The organism is Entomomonas sp. E2T0 (assembly GCF_025985425.1).
Lineage (GTDB): Bacteria > Pseudomonadota > Gammaproteobacteria > Pseudomonadales > Pseudomonadaceae > Entomomonas.
Genome location: NZ_CP094972.1, coordinates 2,749,580 through 2,771,986 on the forward strand (window position 1 = coordinate 2,749,580; position 22,407 = coordinate 2,771,986).

A 22,407-nucleotide genomic window follows, 5' to 3' on the forward strand; every position below is an offset into this window, starting at 1 on the left:
CTAACGAATACTGATGACTTGTTGACGACCACCTACATTAAAAACTGCGGCATTGGTACGAATTGTTTTTAATTGCCAACCACGATAGCTATCACCTTCACGTAATAGTGAAATTTGGTTGAGTTTTGCTGAAGAAGAAGGAGCTACTGCCACAAATAGCTGTCCACCCCTAGATTCAATACCAACGATGGCAAAATTTGGTTTTAATGGCCTTACTACAGTTTTAGCAGTGGTTGTAGTGGCGTTGCCAGTATTTGTTGTTTGGTTGTTTACAACACTGGTTATATTTTGCTTATTGAGTTCGTAAATCTTTTGATTAACACTGCTTATCTGAAATTGTAGTGTGGTAATTTGAGTTTGTAGGTTAGCTATATCATCTTTTGAAGGTGAATCTTCAGTTGCTTGGCTTTGTTTTAAATATTGGTCTAATTGGAACTGCTGTACTTCTTCTAACCTACGGTTGAGACTAGCTATTGTGTCTTTAATTTTATCATTGGTAGTAATAATTTTAGTGAGTTCATTTTTAAAATGCTCTACACGCTCCTTACTGGTAATAACTTGGTTATTTAATGATTCAATTTCTGTCTCATACTTTGTTATTTGTGTTTTTAAACTATTTATAGCTGAATTATCAGAAATGTTCATTAAAATAAACAGAGTAAGAAACAAAATAGCGAATACAGCCGAACTAATTAAACAAATCTGCTTAAATGTAAGGCCTCTAAATGATTTCTTGATTTTTTCTGAATTAATCATTTGTTGTTATCCCCTTCTTTTTGCTCTGCTACAGGTTTGTTGTTTTTATTTTTTAATGTGGACTGTGTAGCTAAGTAAGCATCGTTAGCAGCGATTTGTTTAATGCTAGATGTAGCTTCTGGTAATTTGTAATCTTCCCTAACATCAAAACAAACCTTACGGTTAACTTCATCAACATTCACTTGGAAAGCAGGACCTGCTAAAACTTGTAAAGCATTTCTTAAGGTAATAGGACCAAGCTTGTAATGTGCAGCAGGTAAGTTTCTTGAGTAGAGAGTACGAATTTCTTTACTCGTACTAGATGGGCAAAGGTTATATCCTGATCTTTGCATAACATAATCCATCGCATCCATCACAGTTGGATTAGTAATAGTTATGGGAATATTGGTAGTAATAATTTGTGCCATCAAATCTTGTTGTTCTGCTGTAGGCTTGGCACTGGCTAAATTATATCGACCATAGCGAATAATAGGTTCTGGTGTTGGTTCAGAACCTTGTGGATAAAGATCAGGGGCTAATGGCTCAGGATTACGAAAGCCACCATTTTGGTCATTATCTGTAATAATGATATTGGGTTGTTGTGTTGATTTTTGGGTTGTATCTTTACTTGAACAACCTGTTAGACTGATTAATAAGCCTAGTGAGATGATTACAATGCACTGTTTCATTCAGTTAACTCCATGATTGACATGTTTGAAATAAGTTAACTTTTACATAGCTGTTATTTTTTTTATGCGATTAAATAGAAATAGGCCAAAACCTATTATTCAAGGGTAAATTTTTATAAGATAATACCCTTTAACCAATGCCTTAATTCATCCGAAAGTTTATTACGAAAATAACGTAGTCCATCAATTTTATAACTTTCATCTGGCCAGTCTAGGTTAATAATAGATGATGAAGTACTTAGATAATATTTGCTAAACCACCTATATGCCTCGTCAGCTTCTTTAGGGGTCTCTTTATTACCAAAGCCTCTAAATTGCCTACATTGTATTTCATCAATGTAACTATCACCCTGTTGAACAGTCTGAATATTAAACTCAGCAGTAGCTAATGATTTACCTTCTTTTCTAAAAGAAATAATCCGACAATATCCTTCAAAACAGGATGAAAAATAAGAGGCAACGCAATGTTTCATACTACGTCCCTCCTTCTCTAAAGCTTCTGGTGTTAATAATTCTGTGATAACCACTTTGTTGGGTGCTATTAGATTATTTTGGTTTAACATGGGTTGCCATGAATTACCCTGATTAAGGCCTGTTAGCTCCTGTGTCAATTTAGCCTGTAGCTTGGGCAATACTTTATGGTATTTAATTAGAATATTTTTTAATTGGATGTAGCTTAAATGACTTTCTAATTTATCTCTTAGTTCATAAAAGAGATTATCACCCCCTAAACGTGTAGTAGATAAATTACGTATCATTTCCATATAATCTTCTTTAGTTCTTTTATATTCATCAAACATCCCTTCATTCAGAGGGTTTTTGACTCCTTTGAAAAAACTAATCAAATCTGGACGTTTTGTTATAAATTCTTCATATTTCCAATATAATTTTCGCCATGCTTGCCACTCTTTTTTATTTTTTGGTTTTATATTACCCAGTTTAGTACCATCAAATAACCAATCATAGATATTATAATGAGTATAAGAAATGGCTCCTCCTAGATCATACACTCTCATTTTACCTATATAGCTAATCTCTTTAATTGAGGGTGTTCTAAAAAAGAAACTTAATACTTCATTTAAAGGTAGCTGTCTATCTGCTACTACTCCAAATAAGTTGAACAAATATTGTGGTTCACCTTTAATCTTGTAGGGTAACTTATAATCAATATAATCTTTTTCAATTAGATCAGGTTTCTTTATGTTATTTAATAGTTTCCAAGGGTAGTTATTGGTTTGTAAATAAAGTAAAAGTTCTTTTAATGGGTGTATATCTGTCACATCATGTAATACTAGCATAGGTACCAATACAGGTTGTGCCCTAATCAGTTGTTCTCGATAAGATGAGTTGCCTTCAGCAACCCAATTATACAACCGATAGGTAGGACACCTAACTGATCGTATAAGTTTTAAAATATTGGGGTTTAATGCTTGATTAAAAAGCTTTAACTTAAAGGCTGCCAAACGAAGAAAATAATAATTCTTACCTCTGATAAACCTCGTTGTATTAGTATGAAACTGATTCCATATCTCTTTATCAATATTGTATGCATTGTGATAATGCTTATCTACTACTTTAAAATACTTCTTAACAAGCAATGTGTAATAAATATATTTCGTATAGCTCGCTATATTTTCTCGAAATTTGTCAGTAAAGCTTGTACTAGGGATAAGCGGATCATAGTAGCAACCTTGCTCTATAACCATCTCTTTACATTGGGTTATATATCTTTTGGTTAATTTTTTAGGACTGGCTTTACGATAGGTATTAGCTACACCACGTATAAATTGACCATCGTAATATAAGAAATAATCAAAGAGACGTAATATAACTTCTGTATCACTAATCTGGTAAAACCAGAAGTAGTGTCTATTAGTTATGTCTAAGTAATCTTTAAGAAAGTTTTTTTCAAATTTATCAGGATTATCTGCACATTTTTTAAATCGTTCTTTCCATAGTAATGCATGTTCTATTTGGCTTGCAGAATATTTAGTTGAAAGTTTCTCGATCTCTATAGTCATATGCCACTCAGATAATTATTAGTGAATATAACTATGTTGCAAGCTATTATGAATTAATGATGCAGGTAAATAGAAACTGCTCTTTTTCTAATAAAAAAGGCATCCGAAGATGCCCTATTTATTTCTTAGTTATATAGAAAGGTCTTATTTTATGATGATTGGCTAGAGCTTGAAGCATATCTTCTGTCACACCTAAAAGCTGTGTCAGTGATTGGCTACTCGTACTTAGTAACTGAATTACTGTTAAACAGTCATCCAATAAGTCCTTTTCCATTGTTTTTAACTCTGTCATATCAAACTTATAGTAACTACCACCCCAAAAGTTTAGTAAAAATGATGCTATACGCTTATTTTGAGAAGTACTATTACGTGCTACAATCCATAATCTAATTAAAGCATTAAGCTGTTCTTCAGATGGATGTGTATTAGTACATAAAGCCTTAAGTTGATGACTAGATAAACAGATAGCAGGAGTTTGACGATCAGCAATCATTGTTTATTACCTTCCATAAACATTAATGAAGCAGTTGCAAAACCAAACTTTCTAGCTACTTCAAGAAATTTCTGAATATCTGTTTTTTTAATATAAGGTGAGCATATCACCTTGAACCTAACGTTTATCTTATTACCCTGATAGTAGTATGCAAAGTAATATCCCTTTTCTTTATGTTCATAAAGTCTAGGATTTGACATCTCTTTACATAACTCTAAAGATAAATCTACAAATCCTTGATCCTCTTCATCTTGTGTAGATACAATTTGATGACGACCAGGAGCTAAGGCTATAGCTGGAATTTCATACATGGTATTTCCCCAAAATTAACTTATAAAATGAAAAAATGGAGAAACACCAAGCCCAAGGGGAAAGTATTCCCCCATTGGGTTGATGATTAGCTAAGTATTATTGACTTTGCTTGATTGTATAGTTGCCAGATTTATCAATATCACAAACTAATAATGGTTGATTTAGTTTATTTAATACTTTTCTGACAACACCACTAAAACGAAAATGTGGTTCAAACCCTCTTAAATACAAAAATTCGTCACTCATTCTTGTAAAAGGATTTTGTTCTAATTCAAGAACCTTTTCATACAATGCATTTTCAGCTTCTTCTATACGTGGATCATTATTATTAGGTCCATCAGTGATTGGTAACATCCACTGAATATTACCATTCTCTAAGACAACACCTGATAAAAGCGTGACCCGTAGTAGTTCAATAACACCTTCAGAGATAGGTTTACCCCCTATATAAGTGAATAAACTTACCACTTTAGGTTTAATCATGTTTGACCTTAAGTCTGGTCGCAATATAACGGTATTTTCTGTTATTACAGGAAAATAAATACCTTTGAACTGATCTTGAAAATGATTAATTGCTTTTTCAATATCAGCGATTACATTTCCACCAAAACCTTCAAACTTATCAATAGTCTCAAATGCTTCAGCACAAATATGCATTGGTTTATTTGAATATACAGACATAATTTTTCTCCAATAATTAGCGAATTAATTACTAGAAAAACACTTTCCCAATAGAGAAAGTATTTCCCTATTGGGTTAGCCATTCTGATTTAAAAAAAGACTATTTTCTTAAAAGTGACCAATCATAATTACTTGTATCAATAATTGATTCTTCATAATTATCTAGTAGCACCCATTGTGTCCAATTAGTAGTTTCTAAAGCCACTCTTGCTTCATCATAAGTATCGAATTTTTCAATAGATTCACGCAATAATCGTACTCTATCTTTTATTCCAAACCCTCTAAAAAAGGTTACTGTACCTATAACAAAACCAGTGTCTATCTCTAAAATATTTAATTCATTCAACACTGAATAGTTATGAAATGTTAATAATCCATACTGTTTAAACAGCTTAGGATATTGAGTTAACGTCTCAGGTATTGCTAAGTAAAATATATCTATCGAGTCTATATTAAACTGCTTAAATATAGCTACATCATGCTTTATTTTTGCTTCAGCCCTTCTATTATCTGTTCGACTACAGAGCCTTTTATAGACCAATAATTTACGTAGCTTTTCCTCTAAACTTTGAGTTGTAGTTTCCTCATTACAAACCTTAATAGGTTGTTGGTTTTTTGAAATGTTTAAAACTGACATATTATTTCTCCAAATAAAAAAATAAGGAGAAATACTGTTCCTAGGGAAAGTATCTCCCCATAGGAAAGTTTTTTAATGAATGATTACTTGAGCTTAATAGTGCCACTACCCACCTTATTAATATCTAAATACAACATAGGTTGATTAAGATTTTTTAAGACTTCAGCAACACGTTCACTAAATTTATAAAAAATATCAAAACCTTGTAAATACAAAGCTTCATCAGTATTTTTTAAATCAGGATCTTTTTCAAGCTTTTGCATACTCCTAAATAGAGCATCTTCAGCCTCTTTAGTAACTGGAGGTATCATCCATTGGATGTCTCCTGTTTCTAAAATTTTACCTGAAACAACAGTAGCCTCTATTAATGAGGATACACCTGGCACAACTTTTGGTCCCTCTATAAATGCTACTAACTTTACTAACTTGGGTTGTATTACTTTGTTATCAATTAAATAAGAAAGCATAGATTTAACTTGATGTTGAGCGTAAGTTATACCACCTTCAATATCTGTTTTAACCTTTGCTCCAATAGTTTTAGATTTAACCCTACTTTCTTGAACAACAATTTTTAAAAACATGGTATTTCTCCAAAATAACAGGGAAATACCTTCCCAAGAGAAGAAATTTCCCTTGGGATTAAAGTAAGTGTTATATTTTACTATCAATAACAGTGTTCACATTGTTAATAAAATCGTCATATAACCCCTCTTTTTTTAAAGCTTCAATGTAGCCAAATTTTCTACATTTTCTGGCAAGAGCTTCAGCGGCATATGGAGCATCTTCTCCTGTGAAATAAGGTGAACACCTTATTGAAAAAGAAAAAACCTTTTTATACTGCCCCATGTAATATTGACCTACAAACCAAGCTCTTGTCTTTCTATCAAAATGCTTACTAGGTTTAGACATTTGTGAGCAAAAATCTTCACTTAACTCTACAAAACCTTGCTCCTTCTCAAATACACCTGTATTAATGACGATATGTCTACCTGGTGCTAAAGCTTTACTCTTACTAGGCAAAGGAAAACTACAACCTCTAATATCTGGACAAGTATCATATCGCTTACTCATATAGGTATTAAAAGCTTGCTGTACTTCTCTTCTTGTTAAATCAGTCATGGTCATTCTCCAATAAATAAAAAATTAAGTACTGGAGAAACACTATTTCCATAAGGGAAAGAATATTTCCCCAATGGGTTAAATTTATAATAAAAAGGCCTCAGAAGAGGCCTTGATTATTAATAGTTAATTAAAATGCTGCCATTTCTTCAGCTTCTTCTTGAGCAGGTTGCTCAGAAGGTGCTGGAGTTGTTGGAACATCATTTTGAAGTTGAGCTTGTTCTATTTGTTCAGCAGGAATATTATCTACTGGAACTTCTGGATCAGCTTCCTCTTTCTTAGGTGCTTGATAAACTGTTTCACCATCTTTTTTGATAGAAGATATACGAAGTAGTCTACCTTTGATATTTACACCAGTTTTACCTTTTTTATCGCCTGATTCATAAGTAAATGATTCAGGATAGATATCGCCAATAGTAAAGCCGATTAATAGCTTTGGTTCAGCCTTACCCTCTTTGATAGCTTCATCAACTGTCTTTTTAAGGCGTTTAACTAAACTTAACGCTTCTTCACCAGAAACACGACAGTCGATATAGGTATACTTAACGTTATCAGATGCACCTCTTAATACTGCAACAGTACAAGACCAAAATGGCTTACCACCATTTTCAGGTTTTACTTCACGAATACGGTTTACATAACCAAGACCAGTAGTGTGAACGTTGAAGTATTGAGTAGTTTGTTGAGTTTGATTAGTCATGATATTTCTCCAAATAGCTTGTAGAGTTCGATTACTCATAATATTTCTCAAAAAAAATTGGAGAAAGACTAATCCCAAAGGGAAAGTATTTCCCCAATTGGGTTCAAAAACAATTTTATAAAAAATTTTTAGTTCATTTTGCTGTTAACAGTGTTAACACGCTATAGCAAAACTTCCACTTTGTAAGCGAGCTTTTTCAAGTTCATAAAGCTTACTTATTCCTAATGTATCTAATTGCTCAAGATCTCTGTGATTATTTTCAATCACATCCTTATAAGCCAAATTAACTACATCAGTTACAATCATTTCTTGAAACTTTAATACTGTTTGTTTTGACTCAGGATCGCTTGATCTAGTCAATAACTTAACAATATTTGATTTCAATTTAATTTCATTCACTAAATCTGCCATTTGTCTCTCCAATATAAAACTTAAATAAAATAAATAAAGGAGAAACATGAATTCCTTTATGAGGAAAAAAGTTTCCCCATTCGGTATTCTTTAATGGAATTTCAATGAAATAACTTATACACATTTCATGCAATAAGCTAAATAGAATTTGTAGAAAAGAAGCACACATTACTCAGTTTAGTAATCGTCGATGCTACCGTGCGCTTTTATCGACTTTATGTGACCATACAACTACGTTGTACTGAACCTTGAAGATCGATGGTTCACTGGGCAGGTTTTGTTAGCAACGCTAACAATCCATGCCTAATATTTATATCTATAAAAAAACACTTGTCAAGCATTTTTTTAAAATAATTTGAAAGACTGTGCTAATTAAAGCCTGTAGCCTTGATATAAAATAGATTGGCAATTCAAGTTTGTAAAGTAATTAACCAATTTTCAGAAAAAAGCTACAAAGTATGTTTACATGATTAGCTCAAATAAACCAAATAATCCCTCGTCAATCATTATCCAGTTATCATCGCTGTCAGTATTTTCAACCATTGATCCTATGTGTAGCTGATCAATTATCTGGACCTAGTATCCAGCTGGCACCTCAATTGGCACAAAAGGTTCCTAAATGTTTATCCAGTTAGGCCTGGATCTGAATAGCATCCAAGTGGATGCTTTAAAAACTCTCAATAAAAATTTTTAAAGCATCCACCTAGATAATATTTATAATAAATATAAATCAAAGAATAAATGGGTATTAACCAAAATACCCTCAGAGAATAAAGCTTCAATCCTTAAACTACATTTAAGCACCGACCGACCCACCTGAAGCTTTTTCGGTCTTAGGTTTGAACTAATAACCGACACGAGCCATCGATAAAGTTATCAGTTCAGGGGTACTACTAAATGACGTTAGTAGTCAACGTGGTTAACATGTTTATTATGTTAAAATAATATTTAACTGACAAGTCTTATTTCAATAAACTCAATAAATAGGGATTTTTTATTATGAAAACAGTTATTGCGCTCACTGGTCTTAATTTTAGAGGTAAATCAAAAACACTTTTACAATTGGTTAAACTACTAGATCCAAACTATGACATAGATAAAGCAGAAAAGTATCAGGCTAATGATTATGATAGAAAAATGGTTATTAATAATTATCATGGTTTAAATATAGGTATAGCTACATGTGGTGATCATACTGATTTCATCAGAGAAAACTTTGCTTACTGCATTAAACATAAATGTGACATTTGTATTATATCTGTTCGATTAGGCCAAAATTATGGTGAACAAAGAGTTGCCCTAGCAAAACAAGAAGCATTAAATAATTCGGCTCATTTTGTACAAATTATGAAAATCAAATTAACTGAAGATGAACAAGAGCAGCTAGAAAAAAATCAAGAAATGGCTGAAATGCTCAAAGGACTTGTAGATTATTATGTAAAAAAGAATATGGATAAGTAATTTTTGCTGTTAACACTGTTAACAGGGGATAGACTCAATGACTAATATAACTTTTAAATGTAACAAGTGTAATACTGAAGGAACCGAAGATCTTAACGATTGGGAGTTTGACCAAGATTTTGATTCTGACTGTGACATGGGACCTAGTATTAATTATTGGGTCTCAATAGATACAAAGTGTCCTAAATGTGGTAACTCAATTAATATAACCTTAATACAAACAGAGTATCCTATAGGTGCTGATGGAGAACTTGAGGTTGATTCTTCTACTGGCTGTTATGATATTAAATAGTTTTTTCTTACTCTTTTTTTGTTAACACTGTTAACATACCTTTAATACAACTGTTTTATGACTAAATAAATACTTTAAAAAACCAAGGTATTCTATGAAAACTATATTTATTAAACTATTAAATTTCCTTTTAGCTAGTTTAATAGTTGTTTGTTTTAGTTCTATTAGTTATGGAAATGATGATCAATCTATTGATGAGATTATGATTAAGGCTGAAAGTCATTTTAAACAAAAAGATTATCAGCAAGCTTTACCTTGGTATCTTAAGGCAGCAGATAAAGGAAATAGTAAAGCTATGGCTCATGTTGGTCTTGTCTATTATTTTCAGAAAGATTATCAACAAGCTATGCAATGGTTTTTAAAAGCTAATGATAACGGATATACAGAGGCCATCAATTATATTGCTTATTTGTATAAAGAAGGTTATGGAGTAACACAAGATTACGATCAAGCTATGCAATGGTATCTAAAAGGTGTAGACAAAGAAAATAGCACAGCTATGTATAATATTGGTTATATGTATTCTCAAGGTGAAGGTGTCAAACATAGTAGTGAACAAGCTTTGGCATGGTATAAAAAGGCTATTGATAAAGGTAATATTCAAGCCATATATAATATGGGTTCCCTATATGAGTGGGGAATATATGTTAAACAGGATTATGAACTAGCTATAGTATGGTATAAAAAAGCTGCTGAAAAAGGTAATATGTATGCAATGGCTAATATTGCTTATATTTATGAAAAGAAACTAAACGACCTAGATAGTGCAATATACTGGTATAAAAAAGCTCTTGATAACGGTTACCTAATGGCAACTCTCGATTTAAAAAGATTACAAGAGAGTGCCCCTTAATAGTGTTTGATTAATTTATCTAATCTCTTTTTTGTTAACACTGTTAACAGTGTTAACAAAAGTTATTAGTTGTTTATTCTTGTTTTTTATATTTCTTCTTTCGGGTTTTAGGAAATATAACACCATCACATTTAGGATAATCAGGACATCCCCAAAATGTAGTGGTTTTTCCCTTACGTTTTATGGTAGGTTTGCCACATTTAGGGCAAGGATCACCAGTTGCTATAGGTTGTTGCTTAATCTCAATGGTAGTATTCCCATACTTCTGAACCATGCTAGCTAACCACTGTGACTGCTTATGCAAAAAGGCATCTATTGATATTTCCCCCTGCTCTATCATATCTAGTGCTTGCTCCCATATACCTGTAGTACCAGGATTAGATATAACATCTGGTACAGTCTTTATAATAGAATGCCCTACTTCTGTGGCAATTAATTTACCTCGTTTTTTAGTAATTAGCTTTTTGTCTTTAAGCTTTTTAATAATATTTGCTCTAGTCGCCTGTGTTCCAATACCTGTCGTTTCTCTTAGCTTTTGTTTGATTTTAGGATCATCAATTAATTTAGCAACAGATTTCATAGCTACTACTAACGTACCTTCATTGTATAAGGGTGGTGCAGTGGTTTGCTTAGAGTGACAATCCACTTGATTAATCTGACATGTCATATTTTGCTGAAGAGGTGGTAGTATTTGTGTTTGATTTTTAGCTTCAGATGGCTCTGTACTCTCTTCTGTTTCAGTATTATCATCATCTATATCTCCTGATAATAAAGCTTTCCAACCATTAACTATTATTTTCTTACCTATTGCTACCAGTGTTTGCCCTTTGCAGTCCAGTAATACTGTTGTATGGTCATATTCATGTAGTGGTAAGAACTGGGCAAGGTAATTAGCTCTAATTAATTTGTAGACTTGTAGTTCTTTTTCCGTCATAGCTGAAAGATCAACGATTTCATCCGTAGGAATAATGCCATGATGTGAATGTTTATCCACTTGTTTATCATTCCATGATTTAGATTTAATGGTGGTATCTAATTTTGTGAGTAGATTACTGATACTAGGATCTGTTTTGGCTAATGTGTTAAATATAACAGGTGCTTCAGCAAACATACTAGTCGGTAAATAACCACATTCTGTTCTTGGATAAGAAGTTGCTTTATGTTTCTCATACAGTGATTGGGCAATATTAAGGGTTTCCTCCACATCAAAACCGTATTTGTTACAACACATCAGTTGTAGTCCTGCCAAATCAAAAGGTAATGGATGATTAGTATTTTTACGCTCTGTAGTAATTGAGGTAACAGTGGCCTGTCCTGTGGTTTGAAAAAGTTTAGTTGCTTGGATAGCTGCTTCTTGTTTAATACAACGCCCTACTTCATCTGTAAATTGTTTAGGCACATCCCATGCAGCCTTAAAAGACTGTCCCTGACTGGTGAGTTTAATCGTTATCAACCAATAGGGAATTGGAACAAAATTAGTATTAGCTAGCTCTCTATCAACCACTAACTTTAAAGTAGGAGTTTGTACTCTGCCTACTGGTATAAAGCCTTTATATCCATTTTGTTGTGCTAAAATTGTAAATAAGCAAGTAAGATTACATCCTACAAGCCAATCTGCTTTACTACGAGCTAAAGCAGATAGATATAATGGATAGGTTTTTTGACCATCTTGCATTTCATTCCAAGCTTTTTTAATCGCTGTAGCATTTAAAGCACTGTACCAAAGTCTTTTAACAGGCCCCTTGTAACCACACAATACCATAACTTCACGCGCAATTAACTCACCTTCCCTATCTGCATCAGTACCTATAATGACTTCAGTTGCTTGTTTTAGTAACTGTTTAATAATCTTAAACTGTCCAGATTTTTTTGGTGTTACGTTATATTTCCATTGATTCGGAATAAAGGGAAGCCAATCTAACGCCCATTTTTTATATTTCTCATCATAATCTGAGGCCTGAGCCAGTTCCAAAATATGACCTATACACCAAGTTACAGTTATACCATTTCCTTCAATATAGCCATTTTTCGACTGGGTAATACCTAACGTTTTAGCGACTATTTTTCCCTGATCAGGTTTTTCACATAAGATAAGTTGCATAATCTACTCCTATTATTAAAATAAGAATAGAATCACCTAATTCTAGTTAGGTAGACTATAGTTAATAGGAAATTGGATTAATTCATTTAGATTTTTACTTACATTATCTGTTAACACTGTTAACAAAATTGCTTACTACTATTTTTTACGACTCATTGATAAATAATTATTAAAGTCAGCTTCATTTTGTAATACCACTTGTGTTGCCACAGCTAAAGCATCCACTATTGCCTCATCCTCACAACTATAATCACACTTTTCCATAATAGTTTTAATATGCTCTACTGAATAGTTATAGAGGTGTATTCGTTTTTCTTTACCACCTAATCGTTGGTGTAATTCTTTTTCACGAAGCCTCTTAGCTTTCATACGCTCGGCAGGTGTTATTGGTTGTTTATCTTTTTTCATAACTTATATTCAATCATCTGTGTAACTTGCAGTTAATTTTGCAAATAACAGAACAGCTGTAGATGGTATACTGAGTTCAATAATATCTTTAATACAAATATTTCCCCATGCTATATAAAAATACATAAACCAAATAAACCCAACTATTAACCCAAATAAAGTCATTGTGTCACTAAAAGGCCATTTTTTATTTGCTACGATTTTCAATTTATTCCACATACTTATCTCCAAAAATCATTAAAAGTAACGCGTTACTTTATTTACTTTTGTTTTTTAAGATATTCAACAGCATTTTTAACTCATTTATATATTGTTTAATATCTTTCAAAGATACTACGCATGATGAGTCATCACAGTTTTCCTTAATGCGCTTTGTGGGCTTTAAAGTAACTTTAACAGGCATATGATAGTTTGAGCTTTCTACATAAGCGTCCATATCTTCTGAGCCACTAGAATAAGATGTAATCCCATAAGATATTAAGAAATCACCTCTTTTACTTATTTCTTCATGCAAAACAATTATTTCTTGTTTTAGTTTGATGGGTATTTTGATCCAAGGCATTTATTAACTTTCCTTTATGTAGTTATTATTTATTCTTCTTGTTAACACTGTTAACAAAACTCAAAAAAGAGAACCTACATGTTCAATAGATTCTCTTATTACAATTACCATCACCCTACAATAAAAATTAAAAAGCTTCTTCCTGTTCTAAATTACTATCTTCAAACGACTTTTGTTCAGAAGTAGATTGATTGACAGCAGCACTATTATTATCTTTCATAGTCACAGACTCTAAACGTTGTAAGCAGATACTTACACCACTTCTAAAAGTACGTACTTTCATAATAACTTTCTTTTCACCAGTTTCTTTGGCTTCAAATTCTTCCCGAACCAGAACACCATCAACTTTAATTCGCATTCCTTTTTTAAAAATCTTAGTAATTAACAGGCTAGCTTCATCAGGATCTTTTACCCAAAACTCCACAGGTGCCCAAAATCCACCTTGATCTTCTAACTCATCTGTTTTTTTATTTCTGACTAAATTATCAAAATGGGTATTTAAAGATATTACTGTTTGCGGTGTTTCATTACCATTGGCTACCGTTCTATTATTAATACTTCCAATATTACCTTCACCTAAAAATACTGTTGACATACTTTAACCCTCTAAATTTAATTTTGTGTTAACACTGTTAACAAACCTGTATTGAATTAATAAAATGTATTTACCTTTTAAATTGTTCTGTAGATTTCTTTAAAACCATTGTTACTTTATCTAAGTTTTGCAAATGCTCCTTATGCTGTTTGCTTAATATTGATAAATAGCTCATATGCTTATTAAGCTCTAATCGAGCAATCTCAAAATACGCTAAATCATTTAACCACTTTAAGGATTGCTCATTTCTTACAGGTGGATTTAACATAGCGTTTTCCCATATATGTACCCCCATTAATGTGAAATCACTATTTCTCCATCTAAGATAGGAATTATCACCTGCTGAATTTTGTATTCTCATTCTCAAATCGAATAATGTATAAGGGGGTTGATTAACTATTACGAGAAGCTCCTCCATTAGTCGAAAAATTTTAGGTTTTAAGTATTTAGCATGACTGATTAACAATGCTGAGTCCTCATGCTCCCCCTTACCCTTTAAAAGGCCTTTTAGGGAGGCAATTTGTTCAGCCGAACTGGAGACAATTTGTTCAGCTAGTTTGTAAGCACTTTGTTCAGAGTTCTGCATTCTTTAACCTTTATTCTTCATTCAATTGATCGTTATCCAACTGAACATTCGCCTCCAACTGAGGAATCGAATGTTCAGTTTTGTCATCTTTTATAACTGGCTCAATATTAGCTAACTTACGTTTTTTAATGACTGGAGCAAATTCAGATCTTTTCCTTCCTTCCAATATTTCTTTAGGTGGTAGCTCTCCCATTCGCTCTAATGCTTGTCTTGCTCTTGCATTGTTTGCTGCAAAGTCATCACGAGTTGCACCAGAGTTTCTATAATTACGTACAACACTATAGAAACTTCTCATGAGTGATGAGCCTTCATTAATAAAATCTTCAGATTGAGTTCGACCAATTAGTCCAAGATGCCTTAATTGCAGTATTCCCTTCGTGAAATCGTCATACTCAACTAGCATATAAGCACCACTAAAACCAAGCGGTGACTTACTAATTAACATCAGCTCACAGGGATTAATATTTAAGTTTTCAGATACCTTAATTTGCTTAGGTAATCTTTTTTCTTTGATTTGCTTAATAGTGTTAATCAGTCTTGATAGCTCTCGTCTAGTACTATTATATTTATCTTCTATTTTAATCAGGTCCCAATCTGCATAAGGATCATCAAAACTTGCTGTAAAATGAATAGCATTTAAACGACTAATAAAACCAGGTAATCCTATAATTACATTTCTCTTCTTGGGATCAGTAGCCTTCCTACCTTCCCATAGCTTCATAGCTTGTATGGTATGAAGTGTAATTACAACTTGACTTTGTAATGGTCCTATTCTATTTTCTGACTCAATATAAACATCATCTTCTGTTACATCCATAGTTATACCTCATATGATAAAAAATTAACTATGATGATAATGTCTACTAAAAACGCTCTATAAACTGCGGTTAAATAGAAATAGGTCAAAACCTATTAACGGTAAGTACTTTGTACACAATATTGTTAACAGTGTTAACACTGTTAACAACTAACTTTTTAATTGCTAGTTTTATGATTTAGAATTTTTTATTTTCTCTAACTCTTGAATTACAATCGTTATCTTAGGTTTAGCATAATTTAATAAGCTGCTATTCTTCAATGAAGCGTTTAATTTGCTTTGAATTTTAATTTCAGACTCTATTATTAACATTTGTAAAGATTTATGTTTCATATAATTCTCTTTCGTTAATTTGTTAACACTGTTAACAGTATTAATAAGGATTTGGCTCACCAAATATTTTAAGGTAAATTGCTTTATCTGTTTTTAATAAAAACTCTTTAACAGCATCTTCTTCAACTGTCACAATTTGTTCCTCTATAACTTCACTATTCAAAACGACATATCTATACCAAAAGAAGTTATTAGTAATAGTAGATTGGTAAAGATTATTGACTAGTATTTTTGTCTGTTCATTAAAGTTATAAGGTAAAGCAGCATCATTAGGTTCAACCAGTTCTGAGAATATTAGTGTCGAATTTTGATCAGTAAATGTTGTATTATTTTTTATAATATTAAACTCATGATGTTCAGCTATTATTTTTTTGTTTATGGCTAGTTGTATTGAAAGTTTATTATCATAATAGTTATTAAAAATCATTTCAGTTACTATTAAAAGTATAAAGAAGGCAATACTAAAACTAATTGCTTTCCTCTCTGAAACTTCAAAAAAAATACTCAACATAAAATAAAGAAATATTGAATATATTAAAATTAAGCTAATCATCAGCTATTTTCCTAAACTAATTTTTGATTGCTGTTAACAGTGTTAACAAGTAAATATTTTAAAAAAATTCAAAACTTAATCATTTTTTAAGGCCATTCATGGATAACAGATTTTTTAAACTTGAAAGTTGTCGCTTAGTATCCTCTGGTATAGGTTGGCTTATATCCCTTCGATAATTTTTTAAAGGCTGTATACTTGGCTTCACAAGCTGTTGCGCAGGTAGCTTATTTTCTGCTTTAGCTGCCCAAGGCTTAAATTCATTGTTTACAGCACGTTTTAATAAACCAAATAAGTATTTAATAGGGCTTTGAATATTTCCTTCAGCACAACGTTGATTAAACTCTTGAATCACCAAAGGTATTTGATCAGGTTCAATCTGTTTGATTAGCTCGTTAATATTTTTATGTTGTTGTGCTGTAGCCTCAGTTAAATATTTATTATCCAGTACAGTACTAGTACTATTGTTTATAAATACAGTACTAGTACTATATAGGTTTGGATTCCGAACTCCGTTGCTATTAGGTGGCTCTAGCTTTGGTTCGGATTCCGAACTGAGTAAATCATTAATCCGAACTGGGTGATTTTTGCTGATTTCGGATTCCGAACTTGGGTTATTTAGATTCCGAACTCGGCTATTTTTACTGGGTTTGGATTCCGAACTAGATGTTTGATACTGGTGCATTTCATTAGTTTTAGACAAGCTTTGTAAGCTAATCCGTTCTGCCATTAATGCTAGACGTGTTTGCACACCTTCATGTTCTGAGCTTTGTAGATCATCCATTGCTCCATCAGCTACAATTCTCACGCTTTTATTAGCATGTTTACGACTATTCGCTACAAGTTCAATATAAGTTTTATCAATTTCTACCGCATCTGCTACAGTAATGGGTTCATCATGGAGTATGTATAATGAGCCAAGGTGTTGTCCTGTTCGTTTATCTCTGCCACGACTGACTAAACTGAGCCAACGAGTTAAACGTAGGATATGGATAGTTCTAGCGATGGTTTCTTTGGAGGCTTTTTCACCATAAGGTACCATTGATAGATAAGGCTGTAGATCTTCATAATGAGGTACAGCAAAACCTTCTTTATCAAGCAGTAGTTTAAATACTTGCCACGCATTACGTTCAATCGGTGTTAAACGGTTATCTAATAATAGTCGTTTAGGTACCGTCTCATGGATGTTACCACTGTATATAATGCCACTCACTCCATTGGGTGATTTTCCTTCAGGTGTAGGACGATCAGAGGTAATCTTTTGTGGCCACTGTGAATCGGTTTTTTTAATGCATTGTTCAACAATCTCTGACCAAATACTTTTAGTCATTTCATTCCCCTAGTAACCCTTTAGTTAATGCATTCCATAAGGTATTAAAGTCAATCCGATATTTATCAGAAAGACTAATTAACTTTTTAAGATGTTCACGTGTCAATTGATGAAGGTGTTTTACTTTGGTTTTGTTCAAAAGGTATTGCCACTCGTCCTTTACACTTCCTTTAATTTGTTCATCACAACTACCAAAAGGCTGACGATCTTGGTTATCACTATTGATAAACCTTCTTGTTACACTGATTTTTCGATCAGAAACATTAAAAAAGGTAGTAACGATTTCAATTTTTGCTCTAAGCATCATTAGTTTTTCAAACAGTTCTTGATCTGCTTTGGTTTCTAAGTTATTTTCTTCAATCTCACACCATAATGAGGTGAGATCCCAGTTATACTGTTCCGCAATGGCAATTAGTTTTTCCATACGCTTGATATGGTCAATCACAGGTTCGGTACTTAGAAAGAGCTTCCATTCGCTCCATAGAATTTTTTTCTGCTCATCATTAAGGCGTGTTACTCTCCCTTTGCTCTTTTGGATATTCATCATTTTGCGTTTAATAGCCGCTATCGTACTGGTGATACCAAAACATTCATTAAGAATACGATTTGACGCATTATTTCTAATAGCCTTATCGATCAATTCTTTATGTTGTTCTTTTTGCTCAGTTAGTTGTATAACACGTTGTAGCATGTTGACATCAATTTGAATTTTAGCCCAAACGACAGGAGTTCCCATTAGCTCAAATAGTGCATTAGGAGGTAATGTCTCAATCATTTTGATCACTTCATCATTAATACCCATCGCTCTACAACGATTATAGTAACCTTGATTAATATCTTTTATGAGTTGACTGAGTACCGCTTGGTTAAGCGGTGTACTCGCAGGTAAAAACTCCTTAAGTTCCATGCTACGGCCCTCCATTAATTTTCTTTAATTAGATCGACTAGGTGTCTAGCTAGCCTTATTAATCTAAATAATTTAATAAGTAATACATCTGATAATCTTTCGAGGCCTGTTGCTTCAGGTGGTTTATTTCCAATCTGGATGTCATAACCACCTATCAAGAGTTGGCAGAACAAAGCATTCGGAAGTGCTTGTGTTGTTTGTACACCATCTAACATTCTTAATAGTGAGGTCAGCAATAAGCCTATTGCTTCAGACTGGTCAGTATTGGACGTAGCCATAGGCTGCATACCAAATCCTAGACCTTCATTGGTTTTAATAAGCCATGATTGGTAGTTACCTTCTTTGGCAATATCACAAGCTAGGTTGAATATTTCTTCTCGGATTAGTTCAGGACTGTTTTCAATTTGTTTAGAGATATACCAAATATTGGATACTTCCGCCAAACCACCACCAGCTTCAACAGGAATTGATTTAACCACTTCTTCTTTAAATACGGGCAGTTCTCCTCCTAGACTTTTTTCTAATGAGGCATTGAGTTGCTGTACCTTTGAAGAGGTTGTTACAGGTTTTACAGTGGTTTTTTCAATAAGGTATTGTTGTTCTTCAGTAGAGAGTTGTTGTTCTTCTGAAGGTTGGTCAATGGCTATATTATGAAGGATGACTGCTTCAGCAGCAGATCCACCATCATCACTCGTTGATGGTTGTTGACGCTGTGTTGCAGCATCTTTAGCTACTGTGGTTAGTGTAGGTGTGGTTAATGGGGTATTTACTGAGCCAGTTGTTTCTGTTGTAGCTGTAGGTACTGTTGCATTTTTAACAGGATCTGCTAACACTGTTGGAGCTTGTGTCTCTGCTTCAATAGGGTCTTTGGTTTTAGTTAAACTAAGTAAGTCGAGTTCAAGCATTCTGTATTCTTGCCCTGTATAGAACTCTAAATCACCTAATAATTCATCTTTAATTCGATTAAAATTATAGTCGTCAACATTAAGGTCATTAAATTTGCTTAAAGATACTCCCCAGTAGCCAAGAAACATTTCATTATCATCAGGATCTATTGGATTGCTATCTTCTATATATTTATTCCATATTTTATAGAGTTGGTTTTTAAGGCTAATTAATTCTTCTACACGGGGTCTACCTAACCCTTCAAATAGCAATTCAGGAATATAAGGGTAGATATACTCAACACAATCTAGCATTCTTTTTACTAAGGTATGTGATACTGGATAGCCATCTTTTCTAAAACATTCTGCCAGTTCACGTAGTGAGAGATTTTTGTTAGCTTGGCTATTATAAAACTCGCGCATGTTGCTAATAGCCACTGCTTTATCGATAAATAACAATTCACCATGTAACTCATTTTCAACTAGATGCCCAACCAGTGCTGCTATTTCACCATCCCAAGGTTTAAATAAACATTGAATACGATAAAAACGTTGATCGCCTGTTTCAGTCCATAGTTCTTTAAGGGCTTTAAGTCGTGTATTACCTCCATTACGGATAATATAGTGTTCTTCATCAGGACGTTTGGTTATGGTAGGTGGCTGATCTAAACCACGTGTACGAATAGACTCTTTAATCTCAGCAAACTTTGGATTAACACTTTTACGTGGGTTATGATCATAGGCTCTTAGTTGGTCTAAAGTGACAATGATTGAAATATCATTCACAGGCGTTTTATTACCTGGTTGCTCTTCTCCACGTTTAAAGGTTTTTGACATTAAACTTTGCGTTACTTTTTGTTGTTGTAAGTTTTTTTGGTTTTTTGGGTTTGTACTGCTCATAAGACCATCCTTAAGGGTAAAGCGAGTTGGTTTAAAGAGTTATAACAGGCAGGGTTTAACCATAGACTTTCAGTTCTTGTCGCAGTGCCTTTATTACCTGAAATGGCTGCTGATTTTTCAATATAGTGCCAATGTTTTAAGTGCTTTTTATAAAGCTTGTTAGGGTAGCTCGAGATAATAGCCATGCCTTGTATCTCGTTAAGTAGCTCAAGTAGTTGTTGATGTTCGCTATCAGTCATTTCATAGCGATACGCATTACGTCTTTCTCTGGAGCGTGTAGATTTAGGATAAGGTGGATCTATATAAAATAAGGTATCTTTACGATCATGATTTTTAATCACTTCTAAAGCAGGTTTATTTTCAATAAGAATGCCCATAAAACGATTTCTAATGGCCACTAAATTTTCAGGATAGTCTCGCCATAAATGAAAACTAAGGCTGTATTCACGTTTAGTGTCGATTTTAAAACCTGTATGACCTTGTGTAGCACCTGCACTTCCAAAACCAAACTGAGCACGAATAATCGTTCTTCTTGCCCGTTCAACTGGATCATCTGTAGGTTGCCATGCTAGTTCAAACTCTTTCCGTGCAGTAGGTGTAACTGTTATTTTTTTAACCAATATTTGCAGCAGTTGTTCATCCTGAAGTACTCTGAAAAAGTTGACTATTTCATCGTCTAGGTCGTTGTAAACTTCAGCATAACTAGGTTGTTTATAAAGTAATACACTAGCTGCTCCTCCATAAGGCTCAACATAGGTATTGTGAGTTGGAAAATAGCTTACAATATGAGGTGCTAACCTATACTTGCCTCCATGATAACGTACTGCACAGGAGTTAATGCTTTGGTACTGATTAAACCAATTCAATTTACTTTGTTCAACCAACATGACGTTCCTCCCAACTTAATGTTTGTTGAGTAGGTTTATCTGACTTAATACCATGATGTATTTTGACTTGTTTTCCTGATAGGTGACCTGCTAATCGTGCTGAGTCAAAACGTTTATCCTGAGTTTTTGGTTTCTCTTCAATTTTAGTACGATCACTGTATTTAATATCTTTGTATTGAGTAATCAATTGATAGAACTCTTTGTTAAATTCAGTAAATCTATCAATTATTTCTGTTACTGCTTCAATCCAGTGATCTGCAAACAAATCAGCTTTTTTACGTTTAGTCGCTAAATGACATAAAGGGCTCACTGTATTGAGGTATTTTTTACGATCTTTATTCAATTGTCTTTTAAGTACCACAAAGAGGTACTGTGCTAGTTCAGGCGAGGAATCAATACCGATAAAACTCACTAGTTTAACAGTACTAAAACGATAGTTTTTTATCACTGTCTTATAGGAAAAAATTACCTGACAATTAAAACAATACGCTACTACTGTTGCTAAAGAGGTTATCCATTGAGGGATATTTCCACTACCAGTACCTATGGCTTCATCACATTCTTTAATGTCATCTAATTTTATATCTGTCTCATTAAGACCATATTTTTCCATTAAGCTTTTAGCTTGACGCAATGCAGTCTCAGCTTCATTGCCTGTCGATTTGGCATATAAGGCTAAACATTTTTTTATTTTGTCTATTGCCCAATCTTTACGATTATGCTCATTCATAAGTCGCCTCCTTATTGGAGTGCTCATTCGCATTAAAAGGTTGTTCAAGCAGAGGGACTTCTATTACATCTTCTTCAATCTTGTTAAAGTTTTTGACATAGTTATAGTGATGATCAAGGTAATACAGAGGTAAAAATTCATTGTACAAGCAGCTAATCAGCATAACCCCTGCATCCCCTTGATATTTGCTATTAACAGTTATTTGGTAGTTATAATGGCTAACTTGATTACCTTTAATGGCCATATCTTTAGTTATGTCTGTGATCACAACAATATCACCAAAGATTTTCCATAGCGGTAATTCTTGTTCTGTAATCATCACAGCTTCATTAGGTTCACTACCTAATACATGAGCTTTTAAACAAAGCTCTAAAAGCTGTTGTGCTGTTAATTGGCCTATATTCATGTTCATG

Annotated in this window: 28 protein-coding genes; 3 read left to right on the top strand and 25 right to left on the bottom strand. The window is 33.2% G+C overall.

Annotated features, from left to right (window positions below):
• The 11 genes from MTZ49_RS13235 to MTZ49_RS13285 all read right to left on the bottom strand — a co-directional run bounded on the left by MTZ49_RS13235 (position 1) and on the right by MTZ49_RS13285 (position 7,798).
• Positions 1-756 (bottom strand): hypothetical protein, encoded by a 756-nt coding sequence (locus MTZ49_RS13235; RefSeq protein ID WP_201095280.1) that lies wholly within the window; start codon positions 754-756, stop codon positions 1-3.
• Positions 753-1,424: a hypothetical protein gene (locus tag MTZ49_RS13240; RefSeq protein ID WP_201095279.1), complete on the bottom strand. Its 672-nt coding sequence runs from the start codon at positions 1,422-1,424 to the stop codon at positions 753-755. The genes MTZ49_RS13235 and MTZ49_RS13240 overlap by 4 nt, the downstream gene beginning before the upstream one ends.
• Positions 1,425-1,537: 113 nt before the next feature.
• Positions 1,538-3,445 (bottom strand): PcfJ domain-containing protein, encoded by a 1,908-nt coding sequence (locus MTZ49_RS13245; RefSeq protein WP_201095278.1) that lies wholly within the window; start codon positions 3,443-3,445, stop codon positions 1,538-1,540.
• Between the two features lie 118 nt (positions 3,446-3,563).
• Complete coding sequence (locus MTZ49_RS13250) at positions 3,564-3,938, bottom strand: hypothetical protein (RefSeq protein WP_201095277.1); 375 nt, start codon at positions 3,936-3,938, stop codon at positions 3,564-3,566.
• Complete coding sequence (locus MTZ49_RS13255) at positions 3,935-4,249, bottom strand: hypothetical protein (protein ID WP_201095276.1); 315 nt, start codon at positions 4,247-4,249, stop codon at positions 3,935-3,937. The genes MTZ49_RS13250 and MTZ49_RS13255 overlap by 4 nt, the downstream gene beginning before the upstream one ends.
• Positions 4,250-4,346: 97 nt before the next feature.
• Positions 4,347-4,931, bottom strand: a complete 585-nt coding sequence (locus MTZ49_RS13260; RefSeq protein ID WP_201095274.1) for a hypothetical protein — start codon at positions 4,929-4,931, stop codon at positions 4,347-4,349.
• A gap of 100 nt (positions 4,932-5,031) precedes the next feature.
• Positions 5,032-5,568 carry a hypothetical protein gene (locus MTZ49_RS13265; RefSeq protein ID WP_201095272.1) on the bottom strand — a complete coding sequence of 179 codons (537 nt, stop codon included), beginning with the start codon at positions 5,566-5,568 and terminating at the stop codon, positions 5,032-5,034.
• A gap of 83 nt (positions 5,569-5,651) precedes the next feature.
• Positions 5,652-6,149: a hypothetical protein gene (locus MTZ49_RS13270; RefSeq protein ID WP_201095270.1), complete on the bottom strand. Its 498-nt coding sequence runs from the start codon at positions 6,147-6,149 to the stop codon at positions 5,652-5,654.
• A 70-nt stretch (positions 6,150-6,219) separates the two neighbouring features.
• Complete coding sequence (locus MTZ49_RS13275; protein ID WP_201095268.1) at positions 6,220-6,687, bottom strand: hypothetical protein; 468 nt, start codon at positions 6,685-6,687, stop codon at positions 6,220-6,222.
• A 130-nt stretch (positions 6,688-6,817) separates the two neighbouring features.
• Positions 6,818-7,387: a DUF3577 domain-containing protein gene (locus MTZ49_RS13280; protein WP_236254057.1), complete on the bottom strand. Its 570-nt coding sequence runs from the start codon at positions 7,385-7,387 to the stop codon at positions 6,818-6,820.
• A 153-nt stretch (positions 7,388-7,540) separates the two neighbouring features.
• Positions 7,541-7,798: a hypothetical protein gene (locus MTZ49_RS13285; RefSeq protein ID WP_201095266.1), complete on the bottom strand. Its 258-nt coding sequence runs from the start codon at positions 7,796-7,798 to the stop codon at positions 7,541-7,543.
• Positions 7,799-8,797: 999 nt separating this feature from the next.
• Here MTZ49_RS13285 and MTZ49_RS13290 point away from each other — a divergent pair.
• The 3 genes from MTZ49_RS13290 (at position 8,798) to MTZ49_RS13300 (ending at position 10,404) form a co-directional block, all read left to right on the top strand.
• Positions 8,798-9,259: a hypothetical protein gene (locus MTZ49_RS13290; RefSeq protein ID WP_201095265.1), complete on the top strand. Its 462-nt coding sequence runs from the start codon at positions 8,798-8,800 to the stop codon at positions 9,257-9,259.
• Between the two features lie 37 nt (positions 9,260-9,296).
• Positions 9,297-9,551 carry a hypothetical protein gene (locus MTZ49_RS13295; protein WP_201095264.1) on the top strand — a complete coding sequence of 85 codons (255 nt, stop codon included), beginning with the start codon at positions 9,297-9,299 and terminating at the stop codon, positions 9,549-9,551.
• 94 nt (positions 9,552-9,645) lie between these two features.
• Positions 9,646-10,404, top strand: coding sequence for a tetratricopeptide repeat protein (locus MTZ49_RS13300; RefSeq protein ID WP_201095263.1), 759 nt, complete (start codon positions 9,646-9,648; stop codon positions 10,402-10,404).
• Between the two features lie 73 nt (positions 10,405-10,477).
• On the opposite strand, the gene MTZ49_RS13305 is transcribed toward MTZ49_RS13300, so the two are convergent.
• The 14 genes from MTZ49_RS13305 to MTZ49_RS13370 form a co-directional block, all read right to left on the bottom strand.
• The gene (locus tag MTZ49_RS13305; RefSeq protein WP_201095262.1) at positions 10,478-12,505 is read right to left on the bottom strand and encodes a DNA topoisomerase III; all 2,028 of its coding nucleotides are present in this window, start codon (positions 12,503-12,505) and stop codon (positions 10,478-10,480) included.
• Positions 12,506-12,643: 138 nt separating this feature from the next.
• Positions 12,644-12,913, bottom strand: coding sequence for a hypothetical protein (locus MTZ49_RS13310; RefSeq protein WP_201095261.1), 270 nt, complete (start codon positions 12,911-12,913; stop codon positions 12,644-12,646).
• Positions 12,914-12,922: 9 nt separating this feature from the next.
• Positions 12,923-13,132 carry a hypothetical protein gene (locus tag MTZ49_RS13315; protein WP_201095259.1) on the bottom strand — a complete coding sequence of 70 codons (210 nt, stop codon included), beginning with the start codon at positions 13,130-13,132 and terminating at the stop codon, positions 12,923-12,925.
• Between the two features lie 37 nt (positions 13,133-13,169).
• Entirely contained in the window at positions 13,170-13,475 is a 306-nt protein-coding gene (locus MTZ49_RS13320; RefSeq protein ID WP_201095258.1) for a hypothetical protein, read from the bottom strand.
• A gap of 127 nt (positions 13,476-13,602) precedes the next feature.
• The gene (locus MTZ49_RS13325) at positions 13,603-14,070 is read right to left on the bottom strand and encodes a single-stranded DNA-binding protein (RefSeq protein ID WP_201095257.1); all 468 of its coding nucleotides are present in this window, start codon (positions 14,068-14,070) and stop codon (positions 13,603-13,605) included.
• 70 nt (positions 14,071-14,140) lie between these two features.
• Positions 14,141-14,656, bottom strand: a complete 516-nt coding sequence (locus MTZ49_RS13330; RefSeq protein ID WP_201095256.1) for a DUF3158 family protein — start codon at positions 14,654-14,656, stop codon at positions 14,141-14,143.
• Positions 14,657-14,666: 10 nt separating this feature from the next.
• Entirely contained in the window at positions 14,667-15,473 is an 807-nt protein-coding gene (locus tag MTZ49_RS13335; RefSeq protein ID WP_201095251.1) for a PFL_4669 family integrating conjugative element protein, read from the bottom strand.
• A 373-nt stretch (positions 15,474-15,846) separates the two neighbouring features.
• Positions 15,847-16,359, bottom strand: a complete 513-nt coding sequence (locus tag MTZ49_RS13340; protein WP_201095250.1) for a hypothetical protein — start codon at positions 16,357-16,359, stop codon at positions 15,847-15,849.
• Between the two features lie 79 nt (positions 16,360-16,438).
• Positions 16,439-17,686, bottom strand: a complete 1,248-nt coding sequence (locus MTZ49_RS13345; protein WP_201095249.1) for an STY4528 family pathogenicity island replication protein — start codon at positions 17,684-17,686, stop codon at positions 16,439-16,441.
• Between the two features lies 1 nt (position 17,687).
• Positions 17,688-18,593 carry an STY4526/YPO1902 family pathogenicity island replication protein gene (locus MTZ49_RS13350; protein WP_201095248.1) on the bottom strand — a complete coding sequence of 302 codons (906 nt, stop codon included), beginning with the start codon at positions 18,591-18,593 and terminating at the stop codon, positions 17,688-17,690.
• Positions 18,594-18,607: 14 nt separating this feature from the next.
• Positions 18,608-20,377 carry a ParB family protein gene (locus tag MTZ49_RS13355; RefSeq protein WP_201095247.1) on the bottom strand — a complete coding sequence of 590 codons (1,770 nt, stop codon included), beginning with the start codon at positions 20,375-20,377 and terminating at the stop codon, positions 18,608-18,610.
• Positions 20,374-21,264, bottom strand: a complete 891-nt coding sequence (locus MTZ49_RS13360; protein WP_201095246.1) for a DNA adenine methylase — start codon at positions 21,262-21,264, stop codon at positions 20,374-20,376. Before MTZ49_RS13360 ends, MTZ49_RS13355 begins: the two co-directional genes overlap by 4 nt.
• A complete protein-coding gene (locus MTZ49_RS13365; protein WP_201095245.1) occupies positions 21,254-21,994 on the bottom strand; it encodes a DUF2786 domain-containing protein in 741 nt (246 codons plus the stop codon). The genes MTZ49_RS13360 and MTZ49_RS13365 overlap by 11 nt, the downstream gene beginning before the upstream one ends.
• On the bottom strand, positions 21,987-22,406 hold the full coding sequence (locus MTZ49_RS13370; protein WP_201095244.1) for a hypothetical protein: 420 nt from the start codon (positions 22,404-22,406) through the stop codon (positions 21,987-21,989). Before MTZ49_RS13370 ends, MTZ49_RS13365 begins: the two co-directional genes overlap by 8 nt.
• Between the last annotated feature and the right edge of the window lies 1 nt (position 22,407).

Excerpts from the sequence above, each read along its gene's own strand:
- MTZ49_RS13235 (WP_201095280.1), bottom strand. The coding sequence starts at position 756 with ATGATTAATTCAGAAAAAATCAAGAAATCATTTAGAGGCCTTACATTT.
- MTZ49_RS13240 (WP_201095279.1), bottom strand. The coding sequence starts at position 1,424 with ATGAAACAGTGCATTGTAATCATCTCACTAGGCTTATTAATCAGTCTA.
- MTZ49_RS13245 (WP_201095278.1), bottom strand. The coding sequence starts at position 3,445 with ATGACTATAGAGATCGAGAAACTTTCAACTAAATATTCTGCAAGCCAA.
- MTZ49_RS13250 (WP_201095277.1), bottom strand. The coding sequence starts at position 3,938 with ATGATTGCTGATCGTCAAACTCCTGCTATCTGTTTATCTAGTCATCAA.
- MTZ49_RS13255 (WP_201095276.1), bottom strand. The coding sequence starts at position 4,249 with ATGTATGAAATTCCAGCTATAGCCTTAGCTCCTGGTCGTCATCAAATT.
- MTZ49_RS13260 (WP_201095274.1), bottom strand. The coding sequence starts at position 4,931 with ATGTCTGTATATTCAAATAAACCAATGCATATTTGTGCTGAAGCATTT.
- MTZ49_RS13265 (WP_201095272.1), bottom strand. The coding sequence starts at position 5,568 with ATGTCAGTTTTAAACATTTCAAAAAACCAACAACCTATTAAGGTTTGT.
- MTZ49_RS13270 (WP_201095270.1), bottom strand. The coding sequence starts at position 6,149 with ATGTTTTTAAAAATTGTTGTTCAAGAAAGTAGGGTTAAATCTAAAACT.
- MTZ49_RS13275 (WP_201095268.1), bottom strand. The coding sequence starts at position 6,687 with ATGACTGATTTAACAAGAAGAGAAGTACAGCAAGCTTTTAATACCTAT.
- MTZ49_RS13280 (WP_236254057.1), bottom strand. The coding sequence starts at position 7,387 with ATGACTAATCAAACTCAACAAACTACTCAATACTTCAACGTTCACACT.
- MTZ49_RS13285 (WP_201095266.1), bottom strand. The coding sequence starts at position 7,798 with ATGGCAGATTTAGTGAATGAAATTAAATTGAAATCAAATATTGTTAAG.
- MTZ49_RS13290 (WP_201095265.1), top strand. The coding sequence starts at position 8,798 with ATGAAAACAGTTATTGCGCTCACTGGTCTTAATTTTAGAGGTAAATCA.
- MTZ49_RS13295 (WP_201095264.1), top strand. The coding sequence starts at position 9,297 with ATGACTAATATAACTTTTAAATGTAACAAGTGTAATACTGAAGGAACC.
- MTZ49_RS13300 (WP_201095263.1), top strand. The coding sequence starts at position 9,646 with ATGAAAACTATATTTATTAAACTATTAAATTTCCTTTTAGCTAGTTTA.
- MTZ49_RS13305 (WP_201095262.1), bottom strand. The coding sequence starts at position 12,505 with ATGCAACTTATCTTATGTGAAAAACCTGATCAGGGAAAAATAGTCGCT.
- MTZ49_RS13310 (WP_201095261.1), bottom strand. The coding sequence starts at position 12,913 with ATGAAAAAAGATAAACAACCAATAACACCTGCCGAGCGTATGAAAGCT.
- MTZ49_RS13315 (WP_201095259.1), bottom strand. The coding sequence starts at position 13,132 with ATGTGGAATAAATTGAAAATCGTAGCAAATAAAAAATGGCCTTTTAGT.
- MTZ49_RS13320 (WP_201095258.1), bottom strand. The coding sequence starts at position 13,475 with ATGCCTTGGATCAAAATACCCATCAAACTAAAACAAGAAATAATTGTT.
- MTZ49_RS13325 (WP_201095257.1), bottom strand. The coding sequence starts at position 14,070 with ATGTCAACAGTATTTTTAGGTGAAGGTAATATTGGAAGTATTAATAAT.
- MTZ49_RS13330 (WP_201095256.1), bottom strand. The coding sequence starts at position 14,656 with ATGCAGAACTCTGAACAAAGTGCTTACAAACTAGCTGAACAAATTGTC.
- MTZ49_RS13335 (WP_201095251.1), bottom strand. The coding sequence starts at position 15,473 with ATGGATGTAACAGAAGATGATGTTTATATTGAGTCAGAAAATAGAATA.
- MTZ49_RS13340 (WP_201095250.1), bottom strand. The coding sequence starts at position 16,359 with ATGATTAGCTTAATTTTAATATATTCAATATTTCTTTATTTTATGTTG.
- MTZ49_RS13345 (WP_201095249.1), bottom strand. The coding sequence starts at position 17,686 with ATGACTAAAAGTATTTGGTCAGAGATTGTTGAACAATGCATTAAAAAA.
- MTZ49_RS13350 (WP_201095248.1), bottom strand. The coding sequence starts at position 18,593 with ATGGAACTTAAGGAGTTTTTACCTGCGAGTACACCGCTTAACCAAGCG.
- MTZ49_RS13355 (WP_201095247.1), bottom strand. The coding sequence starts at position 20,377 with ATGAGCAGTACAAACCCAAAAAACCAAAAAAACTTACAACAACAAAAA.
- MTZ49_RS13360 (WP_201095246.1), bottom strand. The coding sequence starts at position 21,264 with ATGTTGGTTGAACAAAGTAAATTGAATTGGTTTAATCAGTACCAAAGC.
- MTZ49_RS13365 (WP_201095245.1), bottom strand. The coding sequence starts at position 21,994 with ATGAATGAGCATAATCGTAAAGATTGGGCAATAGACAAAATAAAAAAA.
- MTZ49_RS13370 (WP_201095244.1), bottom strand. The coding sequence starts at position 22,406 with ATGAACATGAATATAGGCCAATTAACAGCACAACAGCTTTTAGAGCTT.